Genomic DNA, 26,547 nt, shown 5'->3' on the forward strand with positions numbered 1-26,547 from the left:
TCCAGCCACCCAAGTAAGCGACCTGCTCGCCGACACGCCCAACCACAAGCTACCTGGGTCAGTTTACGTGAGCATGGATGGGTCAATTTATGTGAGCGGCGTAGCGTTTGATGACTCCATGCGGACACTGCCAGGGACGTGGGCATGTACGCAGTGTATCCACGGAAACTTTTGACCTTATTCGTGAAATCCGCCGATGCGCCGTGATGACTGGACAAAAATCACTTACCGTTAAACTTCGTGACGATTTACTTGCCTATCTACAGACCGAAGAGGCTGAGTTGATGAGACAAGTGGTCGATCAGCTCAATTTAAAAATCGAATTTAAACCAACGTCTTTAAAAACAGAAATGCTGCACGAAGCAGCATTTGAGGTCATATTAAACTAGATACCGACAGTTACTGGGCGCTTACGCTCCCAGCTTTTGGCACCCACACATCTCCCTCAAGCTTCTCCGGAGCAAAAAACACTGGCTTAGTGGGCTTAAAAGTAGCGCCTTCGGCCTTAATTTTGACCTTCGACCCTGATTTAACCTCAGCCACGTTCGACTCGTTAACCCGGGCCACTATCACGCCGGATTGAATGCTGATCACAGTCGCTTTGACCTCACCCTCCTTAGGATGACGATTGCCTGGATTAGCACGGATACCCCCCTCGGAGGTGGAGCTCTCTAAGGCTAATTGTGCGTTCTGAGCCGCCCGAATTTTCGTCTTTGCTACAGCTGCCAGAAAAGCTGTCTCATCGCCCGTGTACGTGACCGAAACAGATGTTGCGGACTCCTCTTTGACTTTTAAGCCCAAGGAGGCCCCCAGCTTAGTCTCCAGGGAATCTTTGACGGCTGCCGCGGAAAGTTTGTTGCCCTTGCCAATTTCCTTAGATGTATCAAGAGTAAACTGATACTCCCCGTCCTTGGTCTTCTTCCAAGCGCTGGCAAGACCTGCAGATGGTTTATCCCCATTTAACTCTATCAATGTACGAACCTCGGCCAGACCGGTAGACGAAAATGCTGCAATGACAAAACCAATGACTACACGACGCATTGAGGACCAAAACATCACCATACCTCCAAGAAATATTTATTAAGGGCTGACAAAAATGACTTTCTAAGGAAACTCTAAATAATAAACTGCTTCGTATCTCGCGCCGGTTAAAGTATTTTGCGGCCTGATATCCAAAACAACTTTCTTACCGATCATGCTCCGAAGTCCGTCTGGGACGTCAGACAGCGGCAGAGTACGACCATCGTCAGCTAAGAGAAAAAAAACGCCCTCCTTTTGCTGCAATTGTCCGACCACGGCAGTATTACCCGCTGGCGTCTTCAGGACGGTAAACGATCCCATTTCGAAGCACTTGGTTGCGCCTACCGTCTTTTCTCCGCCATAAATCTTCACAACCAAACTCTCAAGATTCATGATGCGCTTCGCCTTATCGCCCGGACAAAGAGGGACGCCAGAAAACTCACGCGGCTTGGTAATAGTCACTTGCTTAAATGGGGGATTACCCGTAACCCTCACTAATCCTTGCATCTGATCCGCCATTGCGGCCGGTGAACAAATGACGGTGATAAGTAAAGGTAGCAAGTTCGAAAACCTCATGGGTAATCTCCTTCACTTAATGCGTACGACAGAAGCCGCGATATTTTTTCTGTCACCACCGCAATCACATTGAAATATAATTTTATCAGCTGGATTTGTGACTGAGACATGGAGTGGGGCGGTCATGTAGTAGCTCATAGGATTCGGGACTGCCGGATCATTTTTAAGACTACCGTAATCTCCGGACTGATGTGTCGTCAATTCGGCGTAATTATTAAAGCGCATACCGTATGTCTGACCGGTCTTCCCGCCTAGATTAGTCACAGCTTCCACCGGGGCTTGCACCGTAAACTTGCTTGCCACCGTGCCACCTACGCTGACATTATCTAGGGCAAGGGAACCCAAAAAATTGCCGACCGTGATAGCCCAATCACCGCCGAACTGCTGCGCTAAATTTGCTGGTCCCGTTAGTGTGCTGCTCTTCACGACATCCTTAACAAACTTAAGTCCGTCACCACCGCTCGGCTCGCCGTTTTTATCAAAACTGACTCCACCTTTTTGGCTAGCGAGATAGTAAAGTAATGTGTGAGCAGCACTTCGCGCTAAAGGGGCACTGACGCCATCACCATAGTCGTTACTGCCAACCAAAAAAGGCGTTACACCATCGGTGTACCCTTGGAGAAATGGTAGCGCCCAAAATTTAAACCCGTCGGCACCGTAGCCAAAGAGATCCTCCATATAATGGGCTAGCCCCTCGTCAATCGAGACAGATTCTCCGTTTACAACAGCCGTACCCGCTGCGTTCATGCGATAATAGTGCAGAATCGCGTGCTGAAGCTCATGCGCCATAACCGAGTAGAACTGCCCCTTGAGCACCTCAGTCTGAGCGCTCTCACCAAATGAAGTCACCTTGGTAAAATCTGCCGCCACATAAATGATCGGATTACCCGCCGCTAATGATGTGTAGGAGACAAAAACTCCTGCCAAATTTAATGCAGTGTTTTGATCCCACACATCTTCATCACTCACGTCCACAAACGCAAATATCGGACGAAATTTGTAATTACCCTTAGTCGGGAAGTTGTCGGCATAAATCGCGGATGAAAATACGCGGACAATTTTTGAAGCTGCTGACTCAATGGCCTTCTTATCGGGGATAGTGACAGGATTTGAAATGTAAGCGATACAGAACTTACCATCTGGATCGCTGTAGTTTCCGACAAGGGGAACGGATTCAGTCGTTATACCATCAGATTTGGGGACTGCAATCGTGTTAACTGGACAATTGCCATCACTGAGATTGAAATCAGGTGCGAATCCCGAGGAACGGTGTTTTGCCATGTTTACGTAAAACGACGTAAGCTCACTATCGCTCTCACCGCCAACAAATCCAGACTTGGATGAGGCTTCTTTATCAAGTCGTTCAGCAAGCGCCCAAAACCAAGGCTCCTGGTTTAACCCTTTATTGGGGTCAAAATGATTGGCTAACGTGCGCTTATCGTGATCGCGCACAACACCCATGCGGGAATCATCACTAACGTCGATATCAGGGTCCCGCCCCATATCCGGTAGCAACCTAAGTGCAGCACCGGATGATACGCTCATCTTAAAGTTAAAGGACCGTGATTTTAGCGATCCGGAAACAGTATTTGGATCTCCCAGAATAAAAGGAGCAATCACAAATTCCTGACCAATAGCGCCCCTAGATAGATCAATGGTTACAGTGTCATTTGTAGCCTTCACGACACAGCCCTGACCCGCAGTAGCGAAGTCACAACTATTCACGTCCTGGGCGACCTCAGTCTTGGCGGAATCCTTCTTGCAGGCCCCAAAACCCGCGTAAATTACGAGTGAGAATACCAATCGATAAACTGCTATGGGACTAGCCGGTCGACTCATAAAACAGGCCTCCTACTGGATCAGCCTCCTATTGTCGCCTGCGTCTTAGCTAAAATCTACCGTGATCAGCAGATTAGCCCCAAATAGACTCTACTCAGGGCATTGGCCGAAACGACACAACCACTTTCAATGCTTCTGCATTGCTAGAGCTGGCTATCGACTTGACATCAAAAATCACCTTCCGTCCAAGAAGGTCTCTAGCCCCGCTTGGTAGTTCAGCCAACACTACTTCGGCACCGTCGTCGTCGGTAATGATGAACTGCCCCCTGCGACTTGTTAGTACACCCGTTATGATGGGACGCCCACTTGAAGCCTTCAGTACTCTGAAAGTATTGACCTGTAAACAATCGGCCTGTCCCGTAGTGGTCACCTTCCATTCACCATCAATCTGAATCTGAAGATCTGTTAGATGTCGGATTTTTTGTTCAAGGTCTGACTGGCAGATCACCGTGGTTGCCTGCTGAGGATCTGTGGTTTCGAGCAACGTTCTCGAGCGTAGAGCTGAACCAACTAAATGCACTGTGCCTTGAAGCGTTAGTGCAAACGCATCAGAACAAACAAAAAGGGCCAATACGGTTAAAAAAAGCCGACGAAATTTAGCAATCATTTGACCGCTTTCCCATACCGGCAACTGATATCCCCTAATTGGGTTGGATCAAGATTCTCGCGGCACGCTACCATCTGCAACTCTAATCTGGCTAAGCACTCATTTGCGGCGTCTGCAGTTAGTTTTAGGTCATCACTTAGTCCGTGGCCCGCATATGTGGCCGCTATACAACTTGCTGGCTTACCTCCCGGCTTGCATTCACCTGCGGCAATCGGACAATGCCCACCGGTTGCATCCGGGAAACACTGCAATTTTTTGAGTTTTGATGGTGGAAACTTCCGCGCGCAAGACTCTCTATGTAGCTTCAGTCGTCCAGCGCAATTATTCGTTGCCCAAACAACCAAGCGATCACTGGCCTCAGTCTTCTTTCCTTCGCCCGCAAGTGCGGCGCACATTACTGGTGCAAAATTCATAGGACAAACCGTATCCGAAGGCGGACACTCAGCATCTACCATATTTTTCGTGGCCAGAATGGTGTTAACGTCCTGTAAAACTATCTTTTCTACGACCTGCTGCTCGGACACGGGATCGGCCACAACCTCGGTATCAGGTGATGCGGTGCACGAACTAAATATCAATGCCGCAGAAATAATTAGCACTGGTGATTGCTTTGACATGGTTCTCTATGCCTCTTTTTTCAGCGGCGTCTTAGTAATGTTCTTTTCGGCGACTTTATCGTCAGACTTATCAGCTGGTTTTTTCTCTACCGGACTGCCCTTACCACCAAGATTCATGGGGAGTTCCATTAGAGGCTTAGCATCACTGATTGGTTGTGGTGCTTTTGTGGTCTCATTGCTTTTACCAACATCGATAGTTTCGGCTTTTTTAGCCACCGACCTGCGCGCCTGCTCATTGTGAGACTGCGACGTACCAACTGACGCCACATCACGCACACCCACTTTACCGATCGGCGTATGAAATGCTCCTCCAACATCATGGAGGTCTACACCTGTGACCTGGAGGGTACTTGTAATTTTTGTCGGAATAGGTTGGTTATTACGATCAGCTGCTACTATGTTGAATGTATAGGCACCATTGCTTAGTTTCTTACCATCCTTAGATAGCCCCTCCCACTCAAGCTTATTGTCCCCGGCTTGCATCGGCCCCAAATCCTTTTGAACTATAACTGCACCAGCAGAATCACGAATCTCAAGAGATGTTGTGATCGAATCCTGCTCAAGGCTCAAATTCGCATCCGTTACCATCCGCCCATTTTCAATCTGCAATTTACCATTGTTCAACTTAACTTCTTTGCCAACGAAGTTGATCAAATTAACAGCCCGACCAACCGCCTCGTCGGACTGCATTTTTTCAAGATTTTTATTTACATTCATCATCTGCTCGAGGCCGTGGAATTGAGCTAATTGAGCGGCCATTTCGGAGCTATCGTCTGGGTTCAGCGGATCCTGATTGCGCATTTGCGTCACAAAAAGTTTCAAAAAGGCGTCTTTATCCAGCTCATTTTGCGGCTTACGTAAATTCTGTGGATTTGACTTGTCCCGCATCATTTTAGCGAACTCTTCATCACTCTTTGCTGCGCGAAGATTATCACCATTTTTTTGGGCAGCTCGTTCGCGAGCTGTCTCATCATTCGAGTTGAGGAGTAAGTCACGGAAGCTTACTTTGTCCTTACTGCTCCCATCGGCAATCGACTCGTTGGGGTCTTTGACTGTGGCGTCGCTAAAATCCCGTGCCGCCGGTGATTCAAACGGTTTAATTCTCGCTTCTAGAGCCCCATTCATAACTGGCATACCCCCCGTGACCCAAGGATCACTCAGACTTAATCAAGCTCTTACTGCTATTTTTCCGCCATTGGCATTGAATAAACCACCCACTCCAGCGGTGTCCATGCGGATCGGTCCGGAAAATTGGCGACGCGTCAGCCCTTTAATCCCCTTGATGCCACGATCATCGGAACCGCGATCGCGATCACCAGTGCTCCTGCCACGTCCCTGATTCGCATTGCTATCAAACGCAGCGAACCCTCCAGATTGTCGACCGCTGACACCCACCTCAACATTACCTAAACGCACATTTTGTACAGATAAAGCGTTTTTAAGCTGATTCAACTCAGCCATCATTACTTCGCGGACACGGTCAGAACTGGTAATCACGCGCATATCGACCTGATCTCTATTCATATTTATAGCCATCTGCAGGGACCCGAGCTCCGACGAGCCCAAATCAAGCCTCACGGTACCGCCTCCCTCCTTGACCATCATGGTCGCGTGATTGAGGACTTTCTGCATGATTTGCGTTCGCTGCTGGGGACTCAGACCAGCTTCAGCTTGTTCGGTACGTTGTGTAAAAGCCGATGAGCCCTGTTGCGTACGCAAGGGCTGGGACTGATTACGTGCTGGCTGCACATCACCGATCGAATTCTCTTGCCCCGCCTGATTCTGAGATTGATTGTTGCTTGAACCATTTTCCTGACGACTTGAAGAATCACCACGATTCTGTAGAGCGACATTACCGATCGTTGACTGCAGGGGATCTTTGATCGTCGATGCGGGAATAGAATGATCTTTGTTTCCTGTGATTGTTACTAAGAGATCTTTGGCCACATCGGGACCGTTTGGTTTGTCAGCGAAAGATAACTGAGACAGTGTCGCACCTAGATTGCCAATCGACTGACCCGCGAGACTCTGCGGGGATTTGATGCCATATAAAATTGCATTTTCAATGGCTGATTTATCGGCCGCCTGCGTTGCCATTTTGGCAACATCGAAGCGGACCGTATCCATACCCTTCAGCTGATCACCCATCGTGGCAAATGCGTCAAAAGTGGCTCGCTTCAGTGCTGCAGGAGCATCACTCACGATGGCTTCTGGACGCCAATCACGCGGCAATTCCAATGGTTGATCTAGCACAATCCCATCCCGAGGTTCCGCGCTAATTTGTGCAAAGCGATCCGCACTGAGACTTGGGGTTCCTAACTGCGCAGCACCCGACTGTGCCGCCATTTGCATTTCAGCAAGAGCCACGCCAGGGTCCTCAGCCAAATCCTGGCCATTAAGCTGACGAACAAGATTTGCGATGACCGCGGTTTCTAGTTTAGGTCCCTCGATTTTAATCATCGGAGTTGATCCTGTGCCCTGCTCCTTTAGATCCGTAATCGGAATTGGCAGTGCAGTCTGCGCTTGCTGACCAGCTATAAGATTCGCAGCGTTCATAAGCGCGGCGGCTTGAAAACTCATTTCATCGATAACGGGGCGATCTTTGTTAAAGTCATTAAATTGACCCACTATTGATGTCGGTGCCCATTCGTTTGAAAATTGCGTCGTAAGATTCAAGTTATCTAAATTCATCGCCTCTAAAGGAAGCTTGGAAGCTACAGCTTTGATGGGAGCATTATCAGTTGTTTTTGGCATCTTAGGAGTCAAGGCCTGAGCTCGGTTCAAATATGGGAGCATGCCCTCTGTGAGCAGGTTTCCTTTCAATTGATTCAGCTCGGCAGCGACTTGCTGAGGATCAACACCTATCGCTTTAAGAAAATCGGCAGGTGCCATCATCTGGTCAGGTTCGATACCTAATTTCTGTACCTCAGTGATCAGGGTAACGGGCAAGCCTAAATTTCTCACGAGATTGAGTATCGAGGTCGGTTGAGCCATGAACTGGCCGATATCGTCTTGAACCAATGCCTGATTTAAAAACGGTGTGTCCGCCACTATAGTCGGAATCTGAGCTGGATCCATTGCATCTAGGCGTCCTGAAATAAAAGCCACCCCTGGAGCGGCAGCTATCGCGTCCTTTGTCGCCTCAGCCGCCTTCTTGACCGTCTGCGTCATTTTCTTCGGCTGGTCTGCACCTAAAGTTTTTTCTTTTTCACCCGATTCCTTCGATACGCGTGGATTTTTCACCTCTCGTTGATCGCGGCCAGTGTCACGTACTGGGGAACGGGCGAGCTCTTCTGCAAAACTGCGACCACCGTTGTCCTCTCTCCTTGGTGCTGGTGTTCCTTGTGGTGTTTTCGGAGCGGCACGCGCGATGTCCGCTGCTGAGGTTGAAAGGACTGATAAAGCAAGTGAGGGATTGCCGATGTCGTTGGCCACGATAGATCACTCCGGGTTAGAGGAGAGAGAACGGGTGAGAACACGTCACTGTGGTAGGAAAAAACTATGGTAGGTGGCTGATACAGAGCACGAACTGTGCCATGACCTGATAGTAATAAAATTGGGGACTTATAGAATAGAGAGATCCTTAAATACGGCAAAAAAGACTTAGACCAAGCTGTTTTTGCCTACCCAGTCACTGATGACTGCGGTCAATTCATCGGGTTTATCCGCCGGAATTTCGTGTCCGGCCCCCTCAATCTCAATCACTTCAGCCATCGGCAGCAACTTAGCTAATTTTTGGCTGTTTATGTTGGGTACAAACTGATCGTCGGATCCATAAACCACCAGAGTTGGGATCGAGAGTTTTTTCAGGCGCCTCTTCACCAAGAATCGCCCCGCCCCAAGCAACTGCTTTATGACGGTAACCGCGCCAAATCCATGCATCTCGGCAATTTCTGCATAAGCTTTCGAAAGTTCGGATTTATGTGCAGGATCTGAGGAAGGAGACACCAAGACATCGACGAGTGCCGCATGAAACCTCTCATCGCGATAACGCACTATTTGCGAAAGAACCAGAACACCCTTAGGCGAAAGGCGCAAGGTCCGCTGGCCCGCGATGCTCGTGTTCATCACAATCAGGGACTGGACTCTCTCGGGAAATTTTAGGCCAGCTGCTAACGCAACCATCCCACCAAGCGAAATCCCTGCCACATGCGCTTTATCGATTTGTAGATGATCTAAAACCTTAATGACATCATCAGCATTCGCAAAGAGGTCATCCCGCCATCTGTAGCGTTGATTTGACAATCCCATCCCGCGCAACTCAATAGTGATCACGCGAGCATGTTTGGCCAACTGTTGTTCGTATCCGAGCCAGTGCTTTACTGTGCGTCCGAGGCCACGCAGCAACACAACCGGCTGTCCGGACCCATGCACCTCGTAATAAAGTGAACCATCGCCAGATGCTACGATTCCCACAACGTTTACCTCTTGTCCTCGAGGAACTGAATTCGCTCAGATAACTTTCTCAGTTTAACCTGAAGTTCCTCCACTTGTCGCTGCGTCTGAGTTAAAGCAGACTCTTCCGCCTTTTTAATATCGGCCAGAATTCTATCTACTGCTACTTTTTGCTGAAGAGGCAAAGTCGCACGCAGCGCTTCGAGGTAGGCAATACTTTCCTGGGCACGAGCTAGACCCAAGGATTTCGCTGCTTCAAGACGAATATTAAGTTCACTGTCACGCAGTAGCTCATTGAGACGCTCTACGATGCGCGAGCGCTTAGCCTTTTCGACGTGAGGGGCTAACTTACCAAGACCCTGAACAGCTCCTGCACGGGCTCGGTAGGGCGCTTTTCCCTTCATGCTGTGCTCCAGCAAAAACTCGAGGTTTTCGGAAGATCTGGTTGCACCTAGACTGCGCAATGCGGCCGCCTGTTCTTGACCGTTTGTGCGTTCAACTTTCGTCGCAGCGATCTCGAGAGTTTTCATCGGTGCATCCTCACGTTGAGACGCAAGAGTACCGTAAGCCGCAGCAGTGGACTGTGGCCCCAAATCAGCGCGACCCAGACGCGATATCACGGCCTCCCGAATACGCTCATCACGGTAACAAGAAGCCGCCTCAAAGACGTCTGGCAACACTAAAGCGTCACGCTCACTGCCGATGATATCGATGATCGCCATCAGTGCTGTTTCCGAATTGGTATCCGCAAGTGCCCGCAGCATCTCTTTGCGCACCCCCCAGAAGTGCTCGGCACTGTATGCGTTGATTACGTCGGCTATGTGAGATCTTTTTCCCGATGCACACAGCTGCACACTCGCATGAATGCGACCTACAACATCATGCGCCGCCACCAGTTGCTTCTTTAGTAGTTTTTCGCCTGGGTCGAATTCCAACTTATGGAGAATCCTCGCCCTGGGATCAAAGCGGACCTGTTCGGGCTCCTCCGCCATAGGGACATCAAAACTATGCCTTGCTGCGGTGATTTTCACTTCACGCAGGTGAAGTTCGCCTTTCGTAACCCAGCCTAACTCCGTCGTTAGGGTAAACGGTGCCGTATCCTTTTGTGCCTCGACCTGCTTTTGCGTGATGTCAAAAGTTCCTAACTTCTTGTCAGCGTCGTAATTGAAGCTGACTTTGATGTCTGGATATCCGGGTCGGTAAATCCACTGGTCGAATAATTGCTGTAATGATCGACCGGAGTGCTTTTCCAGGATGCGCTGCCAGTCACTGGTTTCGACAACTTGCTCGCGGTGGGTCTCGAGGTAATCCGTCACGGCACGCCAAAATATTTGGTCGCCTACCTCCCAACGCAGCGTATGCAGCCGACAGGCCCCCCCAGGATAGAGGTGGCGATCATACATTTGCCATGACGAGGTGAAATGACGGGTCACAATCGGTCTAGTGTAGTGGTCGTCGGCTTCTGTGAAGTAAGATCTGGCGCTGCAGTAGAGGTCGTATAATTGCTCGTCACTACCACGTTTATCCTCAAGCCAGCATGTTTCCATGTAGGTGGCCCAAGACTCCTTCAGCCAAGCATGGGCAAAATCGCGACACACCACTAGATCGCCAAAGTAGGCGTGAGCCATTTCGTGGATGTTGACCTGGTCAACTAACCAAGCACCCTCGGCGGCTGTGCGTTCAGTCAGCATGAACTGATCGCTCCAACTCACCAGCGAGATGTTTTCCATGGCCCCGCCAAACTCGGGTAGTGCAAATTGGTAATACTTAGGGAACGGAAAAGGCACGCCCAGCTTGCCTGCGATCCATGTCAGCATCTCAACGGTGCGGCCAAATGTGCGTTCAAGATCCCGCGCAGTGAAGTCTTTGCACGCAAAATAAGCTACCGGAATCCCTTGAAAATCTCTATCTTGGAAGCGCAGAAGATCGCCAACGACAAAACAGATTAGGTAGCTTGGGCAACGCTCTTCAAGCCGCCATATCGCCGTTTTTTGGCCATGCTCACCTATTTCTTCGCTTACGAGCTTGCCGTTCGCTAAGATCGTGAACTGCGCCGCCGCTGTAATGGTGAATTCCAGAGATGTCCGTACGTTAGGCAGGTCCACACAGGCCAACCAATAACGCGCCAGTTCGGTCTCATGATCAGTAGCCGCAAAGTATGGCTTGAGAGGGTCCTCGGGGGACGGCTTCATGAAAAACAGGCCACTCGCCGGCTTATCTATCCGGTACTTAACCTCGACCATCCGGTGTTCGCCAACAACGAATGCATCGCTCCAGGTGACGCTGATCTTCGACCGATCGTACGTCCACCTTAGAGGATTGTTCGCTAGATCTCGGACCTCGATATCCAAGAAATCCACCCCGTCAAGCACCAGGCTCTTAACGCCGTCGACCCGGCCAAGTACGGTATGGACCACCCGAAACATACCTTGTTGCCCCTCGAGATCAAGGGTGGCCCAAATCTTTGTCGCAATCGGTTCGAGCTCCAGGCTAGGCGGATAGTGGGGCCTTGCCTCTTCACCTCCAAAGGCGCCCGCTGCTGCCAAATGTCCTAATCCGCGTCGGCAATGACAGTTGCCTTGATGGCCGAAACCCCGCGTGACGCCGTATGAAATTGACATCGACCCCGTGCTCCCAGATTTTGTTAAGGTAACCTTACTTTCTATCTGCTATACCGCGGCTATTGCGCGGGTGTCCATGCTTGGGTACTCGAATGCGGTACTGTCATGGGATTCCAGTTGACAGAACCGGCTTGATTAGTCAAATATGTGACCCTTCGCGAGGGGTATCCAGTTTCGGAGGAAGTTTCCTTATGTACGCGGTGATCGTCGCCGGCTCCCGGCAGTTTAAAGTAGAGCAAGGTCAGACTCTGACCATCGACCGGGTCCCTGGTAACCCTGGCGACAACTATAAATTTGACCAAGTCCTGATGGTCGGTGGTGAGACTGTTAAAGTCGGCTCTCCCACAGTGGCTGGCGCTTCGGTAGAAGCAACCATCAAGAGCCAAGGCAAGGGCGAAAAGGTTACTGTGTTCAAATACAAGCGCCGTAAGAATTACAAGCGTACGCATGGTCATCGGCAGCCGATCACCGTGCTCGAGATCAAAGCTATTCACGCTTAAGCGGGACGAATTAAGAGGGCGAGACCATGGCACATAAGAAAGCCGGTGGCAGTACAAAGAACGGTCGTGATTCCAATCCCCAGTATCGGGGCATCAAGGTTTACGGTGGCCAAAGTGTTACCGCAGGTAGCGTGTTAGTGCGCCAAGTAGGCGCTACTTTCAAGCACGGCGTTAACGTAGGTGTCGGCCGTGACTTCACGCTCTTCGCACTGGTTGATGGCACCGTTAAGTACGAGACCATCGCCGGTAACCGTAAGCGCGTAAGTGTGCATCCCCACGCCTAATGGGCTGGGGTCTTTGAGACAGCTACGATAGGCCTAGCCTGAGTTTCTTATGAACATGATGGCTGGGCCTTTTTATAAGCAGACAGAAATTCCCGCCGTTTTTACCGCTGACTTCCCACTGGCCAGACCCTTAACCTAGTAATCCCGCAAGCGACAAACATTATGAAGTTTATCGATAGCATTGAAATTCGGGTAAAAGCCGGCCGCGGCGGTGATGGTATCGTGAGCTTTCTGCGCTCCAAAGGAAAACCCAAGCTGGGCCCTGATGGTGGTGACGGTGGCACCGGCGGTGATGTTGTTATGGTGGGCACAAGACGCCTCAACACGCTGAGCTCACTGCGCTTCAGGGCCATTTACAGCGCGCAGGACGGTGGTAAGGGTGGTAGTAATCGCTGTCGCGGTAAATGCGGCGAGGACCTTGTGATTCCAGTTCCAGTGGGAACTGTGGTTTTTGATGATGCTACTGGTGAAAAAATTGGTGAGCTTCTCGATGAAGGCGAGGAGCTTCGCGTGGCTAACGGTGGCCGTCACGGACTCGGTAACGTACATTGGGTGAAGTCAACCCACCAAGCCCCTGAGGAGTTCCGTCCAGGTGGACCCGGTGAAGAACGCGACCTGAAACTTGAACTCAAACTCTTAGCTGATGTGGGTTTGGCTGGATTCCCAAATGCTGGCAAATCAACCCTACTCAGTCGCGTAAGTGCTGCGCGCCCTAAGATTGCTGATTATCCATTTACCACCCTGGTTCCGAATCTTGGTGTTGTAGAACTCACGAGTGACGACTATCAGCAGCGCGCCTTTGTTATGGCTGACGTACCGGGACTCATCGAGGGTGCGAGTGAGGGTCGTGGACTCGGCCTTCAGTTTCTAAAACACCTGGAGCGCACCAGCGTCATCGCCTACATGATTGACGTCTCTGATGAAGCAAGATTGCCAGCTGAAGCGCTAGCGATTCTCCAAGATGAATTGAGTAACTTCGGACCGGATTTGGCCACTAAACACAGCTTAGTTATTCTTACTAAATGTGAACTAATTGATGCGGAAGCTTTGCGGCGGGCGCGAGACGAGATAGTGGCTCTGGGACACGAGGCTCTGGCCATTTCAGCCGTCACTGGACAAGGACTAACCGAACTTAAAGATCGCCTTTATCGGTTAGTGAGCGAGATCAAGTTGCAACGCGCCCTAACTGCGGAACCGGCAGAATCCTATGTGTCCCCAAGCAACTTGCACTAACAAATCGCCAGAACTGATTGTGTACGGTGGATCGTTCGACCCGCCGCACAATGGGCATGTGCAGATGATTGAGGTTGCCCTGGGACGATTTCCCGAGGCTCAAATAGTCGTCGTGCCAGCCTATGCACCGGCGATCGCAGGTCAGGGATCCAAGACAGTCATAGCTCCATTTGCCACTAGGGTCGCGATGGCAAAACTCGCTTTTGCAATGATCGCTCCGCGGAGAGTCAAAGTCTCCTCCATTGAGGAGGAATTACCTACGCCAAGCTATACGATCCATACAATCCGGTTATTGGCGACAAATAACGACGACAAGCGACTAGCACTGTTAATAGGTCAGGATCAATTCGAAGCGCTGCCACGTTGGCATGAGCCTCAATCTATAGTCAGTATGGCTGATGTTATCGTGATTCCACGAGAGCATCAAAGCTCCGACCATCAACAACCCTTGGCCGACGTTGCGGCTACGGTCGGCGCGTCCTTGAACTTAGGATTAATATGGAATAGTAGCCGCGACTTAGCTACGACCGCAGACGGCACCCACATTTACCTTTTGCCCCATCCTGTTTGCGCGGCAACCAGCTCCGTTATTCGTCAGCAACTGCAGGCTAGTGAGCAGGTCACAGCGCACTGGCTCCCCGACGCAGTACAAACTTATATTGAAAAAAATCAACTCTATCGCCTTACCGAGGTTAACAAATGAACTCTCTTGAAATTGCACGGCAAGCCGCAGATGCCGCATTAGACAAAAAAGCTCAGCGCTTAGTGCTCCAAGACTTGAAGGGTTTATCGGATCTGTGTGAATACCAGCTCGTATGCTCAGGTGACAACGATCGCCAGACGCGTGCTATCGCCGACGGCATCGAAGAGCGTTGCAAAAAACTTGGTATTCGTCCTGTAGCAGTGGAAGGTAAACAAACAGGCAACTGGATTTTAATCGATTTTGGTTCGGTACTGATCCACGTATTTCTTGAAGGCCTCAGGGATTTTTACGCGCTGGAGAGCCTGTTCCCGAAGGCCAAATTTGTCCAACTACCCAGTATGGTTGTGCCAGCTTTGCCCAAAACCCCAATGGATGAACCTTCAGGTGATGACCGCGAGGACTTAGTTTGAAGGTTCGAGTCATTAAACTCGGACGTATCGCCTATCCGGAGATCAAGCAGCTTGGTGACATGTTCATTAAGCGTTCGGGCCCACTTGCAAGACCTATACACATCGAAAACGTTGAGCTGAAAGATGACGCTCAGGTTGAGGCAGCGCTAGAAAAACCGGCTACCTGTCATCCTGTGATTGCTTTGGACGAAGGTGGCCAGCAGTGGACATCGCAGGGGCTCTCTAATCGCCTGCAACAGCTTTTCGATGATCCTGCGATTAAGTCCGTCACGTTTCTAATCGGTGCGCCCCATGGACTCACGCCAGAACAGCGACGGCTCGCTAAATTCACATGGAGTTTATCTCAGGTGACGATGACCAGCGACATGGCTTGGTTACTCCTGTGGGAGCAAATTTACCGCGCTCTAAATATTCAAAAGGGTACGGGCTACCACCACGTTTGACTTCGTTAAATGGACGGAAACCTTTCCAGCAGTGACTTATGCTTGGCGATCAGGTCTTGAACACGCTTGAGTTCAACCTTGTTCTCCGGGCGCCCGTCGTGCTTCAAAGAGGTACCGACAATGAACCCGGAAGCATAAGGCATTAAGCCCTCAATGGTATCGACCGAGACTCCGCTCCCAATCAGCACCGGCGCTTTTTGGGCCGCTTGACGGACCAATTTGAGTTTATTGACGTCTACCGCCGCACCAGTTCCACTCCCGGAAACGATAACGGCGTCAGCAAGGCCTCGCAGTAGCGTATCCTTCACTTCGTCTGTGAGTGATCTCTCTGCAAGCGGAGCCGAGTGCTTCACATCGACATCTGCTAGAATTTTAATTCGTTGTGCGCCCGTGGCTGCCTGCTCGCGAAGGAGTACGTCTGCTATACCCCCGATGACTCCTTGATCAGTGACTCTAGCACCCGTGAGCACGTTCACACGGATAAAGTCGGAACCGGTTGCTAAAGCTATCCCTAGGGCACTCAATCCATCATTGCGCAGGACATTGATACCGAGTGGCAGGGCAACTTTTCTTTTAACCTCGACGGCAACTTTGGTCATCGCCGCCACGACAGTAGCTGACACTCGTCCGGGGAGAAAGGGGACATCCCCAAAATTCTCCATCATAAGTGCATGACATCCGCCAGTAGCCAAGGTTTCAGCATCCTCGATCGCACGCCCAACTATCTGATCAAATACTGAATGAGCCCGCGGAGAACCCGGTAAAGCACCAAGGTGAATCATGCCGACGATCGGTTTTAATCTTAGGAGATCATCAAACGACTTTAGTTTTGAGCTCATGTCATGCACCGCATTAAAGAACTAATTTAGACCTTCAGATCGCTAACCAAAAGTCACCGCCAGAGTCACAGTCGCGGTCGGATGCTATAGGCTAAATTTCTTGATGAAGCAACGGCTGCTAAAGCAAAGGGCGTACTACCGGTGGCAACCATCGCCCTTCAAGTATTGCCTCGGATGGCCAATAAGCTCTCAAAATTAGATTGAAATTCGCTTTTGGTGCCGGCAACCAGTTGGACTCAGGCGTCCCTGGAGGCACCTCGCTCGCGATATAGATATCGAGGGAACCATCCGCATTGTAGGCCAGAGCGTCCCGCCCGCCCAGGGCATACCTTGACAGTCGATTGGGAGCGAAGAAATGGGAGCTGTCATAGAGAGTTAAAGACCAAAAAGCATAAACTGGCGGAGTTTGGCCAGGCGTAAAATGAATGACATAGGCCCGCTCCCCGGTCAGAGGAACCCCATGACTATCCACCTCTGTGTATGGATAAAACGTATCAGCTGCAACACTGGCGCCCAGGCCCATTCTTGCCGCCACGGCACGCTCCAAATAGCGCGAACCGTAGGAACCTAGAAGATAACTAATTACCCATCCGTTGTTTTCACTACCACTGGCAGACAGAGCAGCTCGGTCAATGGATGCCAGACCTTGCTGCCGCCCCTTTTCGATAGCTGCCCATTTGTCCGCGTCTAGGGCGGTAGGATCAAAGTCGTGCCCCACAACGATTCCAAGAGGCTCAAGTCGCCGCACGATCGTAGCGTCCGAGGCTGCAGGTGGATTGGCTCGTATCGCTTTCGCTAAACGCTCGAGAAAAGCGGGAGCATCCATCCTTGCCAAGGCCTCAACAGGTGGCACATCAGGCAGAGAGACCATGGATGATGGCCAATTGCCACGTCCCGGCCTACCCCCAGCAAGCCAGGCGCTCAATTTGGTTAGCCCAAACCCATCTTGGATCTCATTTACGGCAGGTGTGTCAGCAGCGCCGTCACATTGGGTCCGCCCAACGATCCAGACCGTGTTGGTTGGTGCCTGAATCGCCTCAGTGTCCAAAGGCAGATCTCCAGCCCAGCCGGGCCCCACGATCGCGTACGCTCCTGTCTTTGTCCCTGTCGTGCGTTTACCAATAGTGGCGAAAACATTGGTCCAAGCGTCCATTATGGGCATCAGATAGTAACGATTATTGGTGTCAGGGACGCTCAAGATGATGGGTTCCTGGCGCAAATCCAGCCATGCCAATGAATACAAGGTGTCCACATTTGGGCTGACGATATCGCTCATTGCGTTGTCGGGCAATTGGCGGACATGGGCAAACTCGTTGATCGGTGCTCGTCCTTTTGTTGGGTGAGCCACAGAAGTCATCAGCTCCTTGGTCAACTCCATGAGGACCAATGGATAGGCATAGACGACCGCATCTTCCATGAGTCGAGCTGCTTCTTGGTTCTCCAATGAGCGCGTGGCGATGCTGGTCGTGGAGCCATACGCTGGTAATTGAGCGCCCGCCAAGATGGATAACAGCCAGTACTTCCCTAGTTCGAGGGACCAACCTCGCATGAGACTACCCTTCAAGCACAGACCTTAGTCATGCTAAATGATTCTTATATCTAGCGGTACATCGACTTTCGCTCGGTGGCAATAGAGAGTGTCAATCGACCGGAATCACCGCCCGCACAACGAGAGCCAAGTTAAACTGGAGGTAATCCCGGTCGACGACTTACTTTTAGCGAAAAGACGCAAGCGTAGCCAGTGACATGCACCTGCTACGCTTGATGTCATCCTTTTTGCTTGCGCGACAACCCAAATTAACGCGGTAAATCCTTGGTGGTCTCGATAATCTTGCTGACCAACCCGTACTCTACCGCCTCTTGAGCATTCATCCAGTAATCGCGAATGGTATCCTTCTCAACTTTATCAAGCGAGGTGCCGGTCTCCTTAGAAAGGAGCTTGTTGATCTTCTCGCGAGTCTTCAGAATCTCACGAGCAGTGATTTCAAGATCTGATGCCTGACCGTACACCTGACCGGGAATCAATGGTTGGTGAATCAGGAATTTGGCATTCGGCATTGAGAAACGTCGCTCTTTCTTGGCAGCAACATTGATCACAGTGGCGATACTTGCACAGAGTCCGGTGTTTATAATGGTGACGGGAGAGCTGATAAATCGAATGGTATCAAAAATGGCGAATCCGCTATTTACCTCGCCACCAGGGCTGTTTAGGTAAAGAGTGATGGGCTCTCCTGGCTTGTCATGCTCTAATGCGAGAAAATCTGAAATATAGCGTTTGGCAGTCTTTGCCGTAATGGCCTCGGAAATGAAGATGCAGCGTCGCTCGAGCAACTTAACTTCAGTGAACTGATCGGCCATGGCATCTGGCAACCCAGCCATAGAGTTAGGATCCGTGGAGCTACCGCCTGAAGTGACTATGTTGGACATTCGGCAATCCTCTTGTTGGCTATGGTTGATCACGGAGGTGCCAGAGCAGCGCCCCCTCATGCATAGGTAACTAGTTTAGAACGAAAAGGAAATTAAGGTAAAGTCCTGACGAGGAAGCGGCATCAAATCAGGCTTTGGGGGTCAACATCAATACGCATCCTGAGATCCCCGCCTAATTTTTGGAAGTCTCGGAGGAACCAACCCACCATGGTCCTCAGTGGACTCACTTGGGGGCTGCTGAAGATCAACTGCCGTCGATGCCTGCCTCTAATCGTCTCTATAGGGGGAACAGCTGGGCCCAACATCCGCACCTGAGCGAATAGCTCTGGCCTCCGAGCAGCGCCTTGCTCCAACCAGGATTCTATCTCAAAGGCCAGCTTGTTAAGACGAAGGAGATTAGCTGAATTCACCTCTACCGCAATCATCCGCACAAAGGGTGGGTACGCGTGGTTTTTACGAAAATCCAACTCATGTTTAACAAAGGCCGCATAGTCCTGGTTGATTGCTGCAGCGAGAACTGCGTGGCTAGGACGCATCGTCTGCATGATGACATGCCCAGAGAGTGCGGCACGGCCAGCTCTCCCTGCGCTCTGCACTAATAACTGAAACGCACGTTCACCCGCTCGAAAATCCGGAAGACCAAGTAGTTGATCAACTTCGAGCACCACGATCAGCGTTACATTTGGAAAATCGTGGCCTTTGGCTAAAATTTGCGTGCCGACTAGAATATCGATCTCGCCTGCACGGAATCTTTCCAGTGTCTGGGGTAGCAAATCTCGATCCACTACTGCATCTGAATCCAGGCGAACTACGCGCGCTTCGGGCACGTACTTTTTCAAGGCGTCCTCCGCCTTTTGGCTACCGTATCCTATAGCGACGTATTTTTGCTCAGGATGCTCTGCCATCAGAGCAGCAACCGCCTGGCTGGAATCACAGTAGTGACAGCGAAGCACAGTGCTTCGGGCATGCAGCGTCATGCTGATGCTACAGTGGGGACAAACTACGGGCTTTTTCTCGTAAACTGAGTACAGGTAGTAGGCGTACCCGCGGCGATTGACCAGGACGATAGCTTGCCGACCCGCCGCTAAATTCTCCTGCAAGGCTTTTACCACTGCAGGATGCATCGGAATTTCAGCATCATGGGCGGTTATGGGCGACGTGGACTGGCGACTGTCACCACTACTGACCAATATGCCACCTCGGCGTTGGCCCGTCTGCTCGGGGATGACCACACTAACTGTGGGTAAAGGTCGACCAGTTGCACGCTCTAGCATCTCGATTAAGGTGTACCGCCCACTCAATGCATTTTGATAGCTCTCAAGCGAAGGTGTCGCGCTACCCAACACAACAACCGCCTTTTCCATACGAGCACGGAGCACAGCAACATCACGTCCATTGTATGCAAGTCCGCTACTCTGCTTGTAGCTGGCATCGTGCTCTTCATCGACGATAATGAGATCAAGATTTTTGAAGGGACCAAATACGGCAGATCTTGGCCCAATAAGAATGCTTGCGGTACCATTTCTCACGCGATTTAGCTGAGCCCAACGCTCTCCGTCAGCCATGGCTGAGTGCACGACGGCAACGCGCCCCGGAAAACGCCTCGTAAAAATACGAGTCATCTGGGGAGTCAATGAAATTTCAGGTACAAGCACAAGAACCTGGCGCGGGACTGAAGTATCGCTGAGGATTTCATGAATCAGATGTAAATAAACTTCGGTCTTACCTGCGCCGGTGATACCGTGCAGCAAAAACGGCTGAGCCTTGCTAGGCTCGTGTAACGCATCCCTCATTGTCGCGACAGCTTTTTGCTGCAAAGGCGTCAACTCTGGGATGATTGCTTGCTCGCAATTCGCATCTGTGGGTTCGTTGTCCTGGTGGACAGTGTCTGTTTTACGTGCGGATATCGACGTGCCGGTGTCGAGCGTTATCAAACCACGACGTTTCAAAACCGAGATTTTTGCCATCTTAGTATCGATGTGGGGCTCGGTAAGCAGCCTTTTAAGGCGCGACTTGGCAGTGATCGCGGCCACCTCTGATTTTTTTGCGCCAAATAAGCTCAGCAAAATTTGACCTGACTGAGACGTTAGGTCTGCTCGCTCTTGAACACCGAGATCAGTGAGTCGCAATCTTTCACGCTTGGTCTTTTTATTTGCTGCGGGCAGCATGCCGCGCAAAACCTCACCAATTGGATGCATGTAGTACTGCGACATCCATTTGGCGATATCGATCACGATCTCGCTGTAGACTGGCTCAGAGTCAACAATTTCAGCCACTTCCTTGAGAGCAAAGTCACGAGATTGATCGGCTTCATAAGGACATGATGATAAGACTACCCCTACGACCTTCCGAACCCCGAATGGGACTAAGACACGGCAACCAGCAACAACGTGTATCGGTGCTTTATAGGTAAACGTTTGTGCCAGGGGGCTTGGGACCGCCACCTCTATCTGAAACATAATTGCCCGCAATCCTTGATTAATCGAGAATCTTAGCGGTTCAGGTGTGTGCCATCAGTCGGCCTCAAGCAGTTTACTCGCCTAAGTTTATAAAGCTAGGGACATTCGCTCTTGCTCCTTTGTCACTTCTGTTGTAGGTTTCCCGACTCTCGCAGGGTTTATCAGCGTGTGGTGCAGACCTTTATTCGGACGGCCCAGAAACCCTAACAAACAGAGTTCCATTAGTTGCTGGAGGCTGCATGGCTCCGAAGACAGGTAAGAAAAAACGTCGCCGCTTTATGTTGCGTAGAAAGCGCACACTCGATCCGACTACTCCGATCGATTTCAAGAAGCCTGATACGCTCAAGCGCTTCATAACAGATCGCGGCAAGATCATCCCACGTCGCATCTCTGGTGCGACCGCAAGCCAACAGCGCGCTATTACGACCGCTATCAAGCGGGCACGCTACTTGGCGCTGCTACCAAGCTCGGTCTCACACCGTCCTGAGCGCGGCTTCTCTGGTGAGATGGCTGCCGCTAATGCGGGTGGCGGATTCCGCGATGGCGGCCGTGGCCCAGGTGGCCCAGGAGGTCGTTTCGGTGATCGTGGTGGACGCGACTTTGATCGTGGTGGACGCGACTTTGACGGCGAAGGTCTAGAAGGCCGGGACGGCAAAGATGATGATGATTTTGGCGGCCGGGAGGACTGAGCCATGTCGAGGAAGTGCCTGAGTGGCAAAGGAATTCAAGTGGGTCACAGGGTGTCCCACTCCAATCGCAAGACCAACCACCGCTTTTTGCCTAACCTGCAAAAAAAGCGCTTCTGGTCGGACGAGCAAAAGAAGTTTGTGACGCTGCGCGTCAGTACAGCTGCGATTCGGACGATTGACAAGATCGGCCTAGACGCATTTCTGCGCCGCGTTACTCCAGCAGTTGCTGGTTAAGGAGGGATAGTCATGGGTCGTGGAGACAGTCGCCGCAGTCCACTAGCACGTCGCCGTAAGGCTTGGCGCCGCAAGAAACTGCGCCTTCGCGCAAAGCTCGAAGCTGCTAGCAAGGCAAGCAGCCCAGCCGCTAAAGCGAAGAAAAAGTAATCATTCGATTCTAATCTTATTAGACACCTGCCGATGGCAGGTGTCTTTTTTTACGACAAATCGACGACAATCGATTGCTAGCCCGTCTTAAAAGACCTGTGCTGACGCCACGATTTGATCTGATGCGCTGCTCCCTGACCTAGCACGGCGTGAAAACTTGCCCAAGAGAAGGCAGCTAGGGTCACCCCATTTGTACTCAAATGGCGCAGCCGTTCCATGCGCCGCCTCAGATACCCAGCATTGGCGGCAAGTGGCTGATTTTTAAACTCACTTAGGGCTACAGCTGCGGTCATGACGCATGCCACAAACATATTCCCCATGGCATGAGTGTTCACTCTTTTGTCCTCGAGAGCTTGGAGAAAATTTTTAGTTGCATGGCTGTCGAAGCCGAGCATCTGCGCCTGAACTTGAGCGTAAGTCTCTACGACCCTTTGGGGCTCAATCTTAGCCAACTTCATCAAGGCTTCGTTAGTTGCCGCTACGGCCTTCTCAATTTTTCGCGCTAGCTCTTCGACTTGAGCAAATGCTGGGTCGTTTTCCCAGGGAGTCATAGGGAAGGTTCCTCATCATCCGATTCAGTCCACACCGCTGTTCACAGCCTAGCAAATTGTACCGACTTAGACAGGCAGGTTTTGCAGTGTTAAGTCCGGAGCCGAGGAGCCGATGAGTGTTTAAGCGTGCCTGTACGACAAGGAGGTCTCAGGATGCATAACTTTACTGCGCTTCCCCGTTTTACCCTACTACTCGCGATCTGGATGTCACTAGCGGCCACCCCAACCTTAGCAGACTCACTTGGTATGACCTCCAAGTCAGAGCCATGGGTGACGGCGACTCACCTCGGATTTTCGGTGAACGATCAGTCATCCACTGGCTTTAAACTGACTGGCGGTACCATGGTCATGCTGGATCTGTCGCGCCCTATAGGCCGCCGTATGGACTTAGGAATCCGTACAATAGCCAGCGGGGCTAAAGCGAAAAATCAAGAATTCTATAGGCTTGGAGCTGGACCGATGGCTGCTTGGCGCGTGCACAACAATTGGAGTGTGCATGGTGCCATTACCAACTTTAATGAGACGGGCCTAAGACCTGGGGCAGATCTGAGTTATCGCTCAAGTGGCTTACAATGCTTGCTGGGCTGGGAGAGAATTTGGCAGCTGGAAAAACGCGTCGAACTGGTGGCAGGAAACTTTATAAGCTACCACACCGGAACTGTCTCGGAGACAGCGTCTATCTCGGCTCTCAAATCCGATCGGGCGACCTTCGGGCCACTACCCACGAAGAACTTTGGTATCGCGCACGGCGCTGAAATTGCTATCCGCCTCAGTATGTGAGGACTGCTCTTGACAGTGCGGGGGCGTCTTGCTAGAAGCAGACACTTCGCAAATGGGGACCGGCATGATGAATTAGCCGGCCTTTGGAGCAGTTATCTTAGCGTAGCCGAGAGGGAATCTGTGGCACATCATAAGTCAGCTATTAAGCGTATCCGTCGCAACGGCCGGGCAAAAGTCCGCAACAGCCAGTATCTTTCCGCAGTTAAAACTGCCGTCAAAAAGTTCCGCCAGGCAGTACTTGGTGCGGGTCAGGGTACTTTCGACAAGACTGAAGTAAGGCCGCTCTTTGTTAAAGCACAATCAGCTCTGAGCAAAGCCGCAACCAAAGGTGTACTACACGGCAACAACGCATCGCGTAGAATCGGCCGTTTAGCTGCAATGCTCCGTAGTGCTGAAGCAGGCCAAGTGGCTCAAGCTAACGTCAAGGCGACTAAGAAATCTGCGGCTGCACGACGTGCAGAGGCATCCTCTGATGCACCTGCAAAGGCTCCAGCTGCTAAGGCTAAGACCAAAGCAAGCTCAACTGCCGCAAAAAAACCGGCAGCTAAAACTAAAAAGTAATCCATAGTCCTCTCAGGGCCCTACCCGTGATCACCCTTTGGTTTCGGATTGGCCCTGAGTCAAAGCGAGTAGCCAAGCCGGGCAACAAGTCAAGGCTTGGCTTTTTCCGTTGCTTTTGCAGCCACCCAAAGGGCTTCAAGCTCGTTGCGTGTGGCGTGGCGAACATCGACCCCCTGCCTTGACGCTTCCGCCTCCAAAACGGCAAATCTCCGAAGAAACTTGCGATTGGCATCAAGCGTCACGACTTCGGGGTCTAAATCAAGATGACGCGCTAGTTGCACCATTGAAAAGTAAACATCGCCTAGCTCCTCGGCCACCTTATCTCGATCAACTTTTGCTTGCAGCAACTCTTGTTGTAGCTCATCGAGCTCGGCACGGACTTGGCCCAGCACCTCTCGCGGTGAGTCCCAGTCAAAATTGATTTTGCCAGCGAGCTTCCCTATTTTAGTGGCTTGAGAGAGAGCGGGTTGATGCGTCCAGGCCTCGGCGAAAAGTCCACGACTCTCACCCTTGTCGATCAACTTATTTTCGTCTCGCTTGATCTCTTCCCAGGCTTGACGGACCCCGCTTGCTGTCATGCCCTCATGCGAGGATTTACGTGCAAATACATGGGGGTGACGTCGACGCATCTTGGCATCGATCGCCTGGATGACTTCTACTAAGGAAAATTTGCCAGAATCCAAAGCAACCTGAGCGTTCAACACCACCTGAAGTAAGACATCGCCAAGCTCATCACAAAGTGCAGGGCTCTGGCCATCGCCCATGGCCTGAGCAGCCTCGTAGGCCTCCTCAATCATGTAGCGTCGTAAACTCTCGTGATTTTGCTGTAAATCCCAGGGACATCCACCTTCGGGATCCCGAAGTTTGGCAATTGTGAGGCAAAACTGACTGATCGCTTGCTGCACGGCCACTAGATCAGGTGCTTGAGCCTTGACAGAAAGCTGTATGTCCTCGGTCATTGATGGCCTACCTCGCGTTTGGTTATGAGGCTTGGTAAGTATTCCGGATTAGTTGGTAGGCCCAACAGAGTTATCACCGTATTTGCCACATTAGCCAACGTACGCTGACTAGACTCAGTCAATTGCCATGCGTCCGTGCCATGACCATATATTACCAACGGCACTGGAGCTAGGGTGTGAGAGGTCTTAGCTTTTGGACGCTTGCAACCTGGCTCTTGCCACTGGGGATAATCCGCCTCTTTACCATCAAACATCTCGTCAGCATTGCCATGATCAGCGGTGATAACCAGGATAGTGCCAGATGCGTCGGCTGCTGCCATCAAACGGGCGAGCTGGGTATCCACTGTTTCCACCGCGCTGATGGCTGCCGCAAGATCACCCGTATGTCCAACCATATCCCCATTGGCAAAGTTGATGCGACCGAAGTCAAAGCTACCAGCAGCCATCTTGGCGATAGTAACGTCGGCAATGGCGACCGCCTTCATCTCGGGCTTAGCAGCGAACTCACTTGCCGGATCCGAAGGTATTTCAACATAATCTTCTCGTGAAGGGTCAAATAGTCCACTGCGATTGCCATTCCAGAAATACGTGACATGCCCAAATTTTTGCGTCTCGCTGCATGCGAACTGGCGCACCCCAAACTTCAGTAGATACTCGGTCAAGGGGTGGTCAATAGCGGGCGGAGCAACAAGAAAATGCTCAGGTATATGCAGATCACCATCGTACTCCATCATCCCTGCATAGAAAACTTTGGGGACCCGTCCACGATCAAAATAGTGGAAATCCGACTCTGTGAAAGCCCGAGATATCTCAATAGCTCGATCACCACGGAAGTTAAAAAAGATGACAGCATCCCCATCCTTGATTACGCCCACAGGTTGCTGATCTTTCGCAACGACGAATGCCGGCAGATTTTGATCTGTTAGCTTTGAGTCCAGCCTAAATGTGGCGATGGCCTCCTCAATCGACTCAAAGGTCGGACCTTTACCGTGGACGTGGGTCTCCCACCCGCGCCGAACCATATCCCAGTCGGCGTTGTAGCGGTCCATCGTTATGGTCATACGCCCCCCTCCGGAGGCAACCTGCACATCGAACAGACTATCACGCAACTCATCCATAACTTGCCGCAATCGTTCGATATAGATCTCAGCAGTGGTGGCGCCAACGTCCCGTCCATCGAGCAAGCAGTGGATGCGCACCCGTCGGATGCCATCGGCTTTGGCCTGCCGCAACATGGCAAAGAGGTGTCGCTCATGAGAGTGAACGTTGCCGTCCGACAGCAGTCCCAAAAAATGAAGCGTATGGTCACCAGATGTTACCTGTGCGACTGCTTGGCGCCAAGTCTCACCGCGAAAAACTGTGCCGTCGGCCATTGCCATATTTACGAGTTTGGCCCCCTGAGCAAAGATGCGTCCTGCGCCTAGAGCGTTGTGACCCACCTCGCTGTTCCCGATGTCATCCTCTGAAGGTAAACCAACAGCAGTACCATGGGCCTTGAGTGTGGTGCTCAGTGGCATCGCTAACAGACGCCTGAGAGTAGGCGTCTGCGCCAAGGCCACGGCGTTACCGAACTGACTGTTTCTAAGTCCAATACCGTCCATGACCACACAGAGTACACGATGCTTGACCGCCGCCATCGCTAACTACCTC

Annotated in this window: 27 protein-coding genes; 11 read left to right on the top strand and 16 right to left on the bottom strand. The window is 51.3% G+C overall.

Translation table 11 applies throughout. The annotated features are described in order from the left end of the window. Positions 1–110 precede the first annotated feature (110 nt). Positions 111–389 carry a hypothetical protein gene (locus FJ146_03815; protein MBM4251072.1) on the top strand — a complete coding sequence of 93 codons (279 nt, stop codon included), beginning with the start codon at positions 111–113 and terminating at the stop codon, positions 387–389. A 10-nt stretch (positions 390–399) separates the two neighbouring features. Here FJ146_03815 and FJ146_03820 read toward each other — a convergent pair whose 3' ends face one another. The 9 genes from FJ146_03820 to FJ146_03860 form a co-directional block, all read right to left on the bottom strand. After that, a complete protein-coding gene (locus tag FJ146_03820; GenBank protein MBM4251073.1) occupies positions 400–1,056 on the bottom strand; it encodes a hypothetical protein in 657 nt (218 codons plus the stop codon). Between the two features lie 48 nt (positions 1,057–1,104). Further along, positions 1,105–1,596 carry a hypothetical protein gene (locus FJ146_03825; GenBank protein MBM4251074.1) on the bottom strand — a complete coding sequence of 164 codons (492 nt, stop codon included), beginning with the start codon at positions 1,594–1,596 and terminating at the stop codon, positions 1,105–1,107. Between the two features lie 12 nt (positions 1,597–1,608). Further along, positions 1,609–3,435 (bottom strand): hypothetical protein, encoded by a 1,827-nt coding sequence (locus FJ146_03830; GenBank protein ID MBM4251075.1) that lies wholly within the window; start codon positions 3,433–3,435, stop codon positions 1,609–1,611. A gap of 94 nt (positions 3,436–3,529) precedes the next feature. Further along, the gene (locus FJ146_03835; protein MBM4251076.1) at positions 3,530–4,042 is read right to left on the bottom strand and encodes a hypothetical protein; all 513 of its coding nucleotides are present in this window, start codon (positions 4,040–4,042) and stop codon (positions 3,530–3,532) included. Then, positions 4,039–4,659 carry a hypothetical protein gene (locus FJ146_03840; protein MBM4251077.1) on the bottom strand — a complete coding sequence of 207 codons (621 nt, stop codon included), beginning with the start codon at positions 4,657–4,659 and terminating at the stop codon, positions 4,039–4,041. The genes FJ146_03835 and FJ146_03840 overlap by 4 nt, the downstream gene beginning before the upstream one ends. A 6-nt stretch (positions 4,660–4,665) precedes the next feature. Further along, positions 4,666–5,793, bottom strand: coding sequence for a flagellar hook assembly protein FlgD (locus FJ146_03845; GenBank protein MBM4251078.1), 1,128 nt, complete (start codon positions 5,791–5,793; stop codon positions 4,666–4,668). 33 nt (positions 5,794–5,826) lie between these two features. Next, on the bottom strand, positions 5,827–8,094 hold the full coding sequence (locus FJ146_03850) for a hypothetical protein (protein MBM4251079.1): 2,268 nt from the start codon (positions 8,092–8,094) through the stop codon (positions 5,827–5,829). 168 nt (positions 8,095–8,262) lie between these two features. Further along, positions 8,263–9,075, bottom strand: a complete 813-nt coding sequence (locus FJ146_03855) for an alpha/beta hydrolase (GenBank protein MBM4251080.1) — start codon at positions 9,073–9,075, stop codon at positions 8,263–8,265. 5 nt (positions 9,076–9,080) lie between these two features. Then, positions 9,081–11,675 carry a hypothetical protein gene (locus FJ146_03860; protein ID MBM4251081.1) on the bottom strand — a complete coding sequence of 865 codons (2,595 nt, stop codon included), beginning with the start codon at positions 11,673–11,675 and terminating at the stop codon, positions 9,081–9,083. A 191-nt stretch (positions 11,676–11,866) separates the two neighbouring features. Here FJ146_03860 and rplU point away from each other — a divergent pair, with 191 nt between their 5' ends. The 6 genes from rplU to FJ146_03890 all read left to right on the top strand — a co-directional run bounded on the left by rplU (position 11,867) and on the right by FJ146_03890 (position 15,248). Continuing rightward, positions 11,867–12,175: a 50S ribosomal protein L21 gene (gene rplU, locus FJ146_03865; protein ID MBM4251082.1), complete on the top strand. Its 309-nt coding sequence runs from the start codon at positions 11,867–11,869 to the stop codon at positions 12,173–12,175. Positions 12,176–12,201: 26 nt separating this feature from the next. Next, the gene (locus FJ146_03870; GenBank protein MBM4251083.1) at positions 12,202–12,459 is read left to right on the top strand and encodes a 50S ribosomal protein L27; all 258 of its coding nucleotides are present in this window, start codon (positions 12,202–12,204) and stop codon (positions 12,457–12,459) included. A gap of 162 nt (positions 12,460–12,621) precedes the next feature. Next, positions 12,622–13,692 carry a GTPase ObgE gene (gene obgE, locus FJ146_03875; GenBank protein MBM4251084.1) on the top strand — a complete coding sequence of 357 codons (1,071 nt, stop codon included), beginning with the start codon at positions 12,622–12,624 and terminating at the stop codon, positions 13,690–13,692. Beyond that, the gene (gene nadD / locus FJ146_03880; protein ID MBM4251085.1) at positions 13,667–14,395 is read left to right on the top strand and encodes a nicotinate (nicotinamide) nucleotide adenylyltransferase; all 729 of its coding nucleotides are present in this window, start codon (positions 13,667–13,669) and stop codon (positions 14,393–14,395) included. The genes obgE and nadD overlap by 26 nt, the downstream gene beginning before the upstream one ends. Further along, entirely contained in the window at positions 14,392–14,805 is a 414-nt protein-coding gene (gene rsfS, locus FJ146_03885) for a ribosome silencing factor (protein ID MBM4251086.1), read from the top strand. The genes nadD and rsfS overlap by 4 nt, the downstream gene beginning before the upstream one ends. Beyond that, positions 14,802–15,248 carry a 23S rRNA (pseudouridine(1915)-N(3))-methyltransferase RlmH gene (locus FJ146_03890; protein ID MBM4251087.1) on the top strand — a complete coding sequence of 149 codons (447 nt, stop codon included), beginning with the start codon at positions 14,802–14,804 and terminating at the stop codon, positions 15,246–15,248. The genes rsfS and FJ146_03890 overlap by 4 nt, the downstream gene beginning before the upstream one ends. A gap of 5 nt (positions 15,249–15,253) precedes the next feature. Here the strand turns inward: FJ146_03890 and FJ146_03895 are convergent, their stop codons facing one another. From FJ146_03895 to priA, 4 genes are all read right to left on the bottom strand, one after another. Further along, a complete protein-coding gene (locus FJ146_03895; GenBank protein MBM4251088.1) occupies positions 15,254–16,087 on the bottom strand; it encodes a BtpA/SgcQ family protein in 834 nt (277 codons plus the stop codon). A 118-nt stretch (positions 16,088–16,205) separates the two neighbouring features. Further along, positions 16,206–17,636, bottom strand: a complete 1,431-nt coding sequence (locus FJ146_03900; protein ID MBM4251089.1) for a DUF1254 domain-containing protein — start codon at positions 17,634–17,636, stop codon at positions 16,206–16,208. Positions 17,637–17,884: 248 nt separating this feature from the next. Continuing rightward, positions 17,885–18,574 carry an ATP-dependent Clp protease proteolytic subunit gene (locus FJ146_03905; protein MBM4251090.1) on the bottom strand — a complete coding sequence of 230 codons (690 nt, stop codon included), beginning with the start codon at positions 18,572–18,574 and terminating at the stop codon, positions 17,885–17,887. Positions 18,575–18,636: 62 nt separating this feature from the next. Then, entirely contained in the window at positions 18,637–20,973 is a 2,337-nt protein-coding gene (gene priA, locus FJ146_03910; GenBank protein ID MBM4251091.1) for a primosomal protein N', read from the bottom strand. A 278-nt stretch (positions 20,974–21,251) separates the two neighbouring features. Between priA and rpsR the strand changes: the two genes are divergently transcribed. Together rpsR and rpmB are read left to right on the top strand one after the other, a co-directional pair. Next, positions 21,252–21,662, top strand: a complete 411-nt coding sequence (gene rpsR / locus FJ146_03915) for a 30S ribosomal protein S18 (GenBank protein ID MBM4251092.1) — start codon at positions 21,252–21,254, stop codon at positions 21,660–21,662. 3 nt (positions 21,663–21,665) lie between these two features. Continuing rightward, entirely contained in the window at positions 21,666–21,896 is a 231-nt protein-coding gene (rpmB, locus tag FJ146_03920; protein MBM4251093.1) for a 50S ribosomal protein L28, read from the top strand. 227 nt (positions 21,897–22,123) lie between these two features. Here the strand turns inward: rpmB and FJ146_03925 are convergent, their stop codons facing one another. Continuing rightward, positions 22,124–22,597, bottom strand: a complete 474-nt coding sequence (locus FJ146_03925) for a hypothetical protein (GenBank protein MBM4251094.1) — start codon at positions 22,595–22,597, stop codon at positions 22,124–22,126. A 153-nt stretch (positions 22,598–22,750) separates the two neighbouring features. On the opposite strand from FJ146_03925, the gene FJ146_03930 reads away from it, so the two are divergent. Next, entirely contained in the window at positions 22,751–23,377 is a 627-nt protein-coding gene (locus tag FJ146_03930) for a hypothetical protein (protein MBM4251095.1), read from the top strand. 120 nt (positions 23,378–23,497) lie between these two features. Further along, the gene (rpsT, locus tag FJ146_03935) at positions 23,498–23,938 is read left to right on the top strand and encodes a 30S ribosomal protein S20 (GenBank protein MBM4251096.1); all 441 of its coding nucleotides are present in this window, start codon (positions 23,498–23,500) and stop codon (positions 23,936–23,938) included. Between the two features lie 89 nt (positions 23,939–24,027). Here rpsT and mazG read toward each other — a convergent pair whose 3' ends face one another. Both mazG and FJ146_03945 read right to left on the bottom strand, forming a co-directional pair. Then, positions 24,028–24,897: a nucleoside triphosphate pyrophosphohydrolase gene (mazG, locus tag FJ146_03940; protein ID MBM4251097.1), complete on the bottom strand. Its 870-nt coding sequence runs from the start codon at positions 24,895–24,897 to the stop codon at positions 24,028–24,030. Then, positions 24,894–26,534, bottom strand: coding sequence for a 2,3-bisphosphoglycerate-independent phosphoglycerate mutase (locus tag FJ146_03945; GenBank protein MBM4251098.1), 1,641 nt, complete (start codon positions 26,532–26,534; stop codon positions 24,894–24,896). Before FJ146_03945 ends, mazG begins: the two co-directional genes overlap by 4 nt. Positions 26,535–26,547: the final 13 nt, after the last annotated feature.

The sequence above is a fragment of the Deltaproteobacteria bacterium genome (assembly GCA_016874735.1).
GTDB lineage: Bacteria > Bdellovibrionota_B > Oligoflexia > Oligoflexales > CAIYRB01 > CAIYRB01.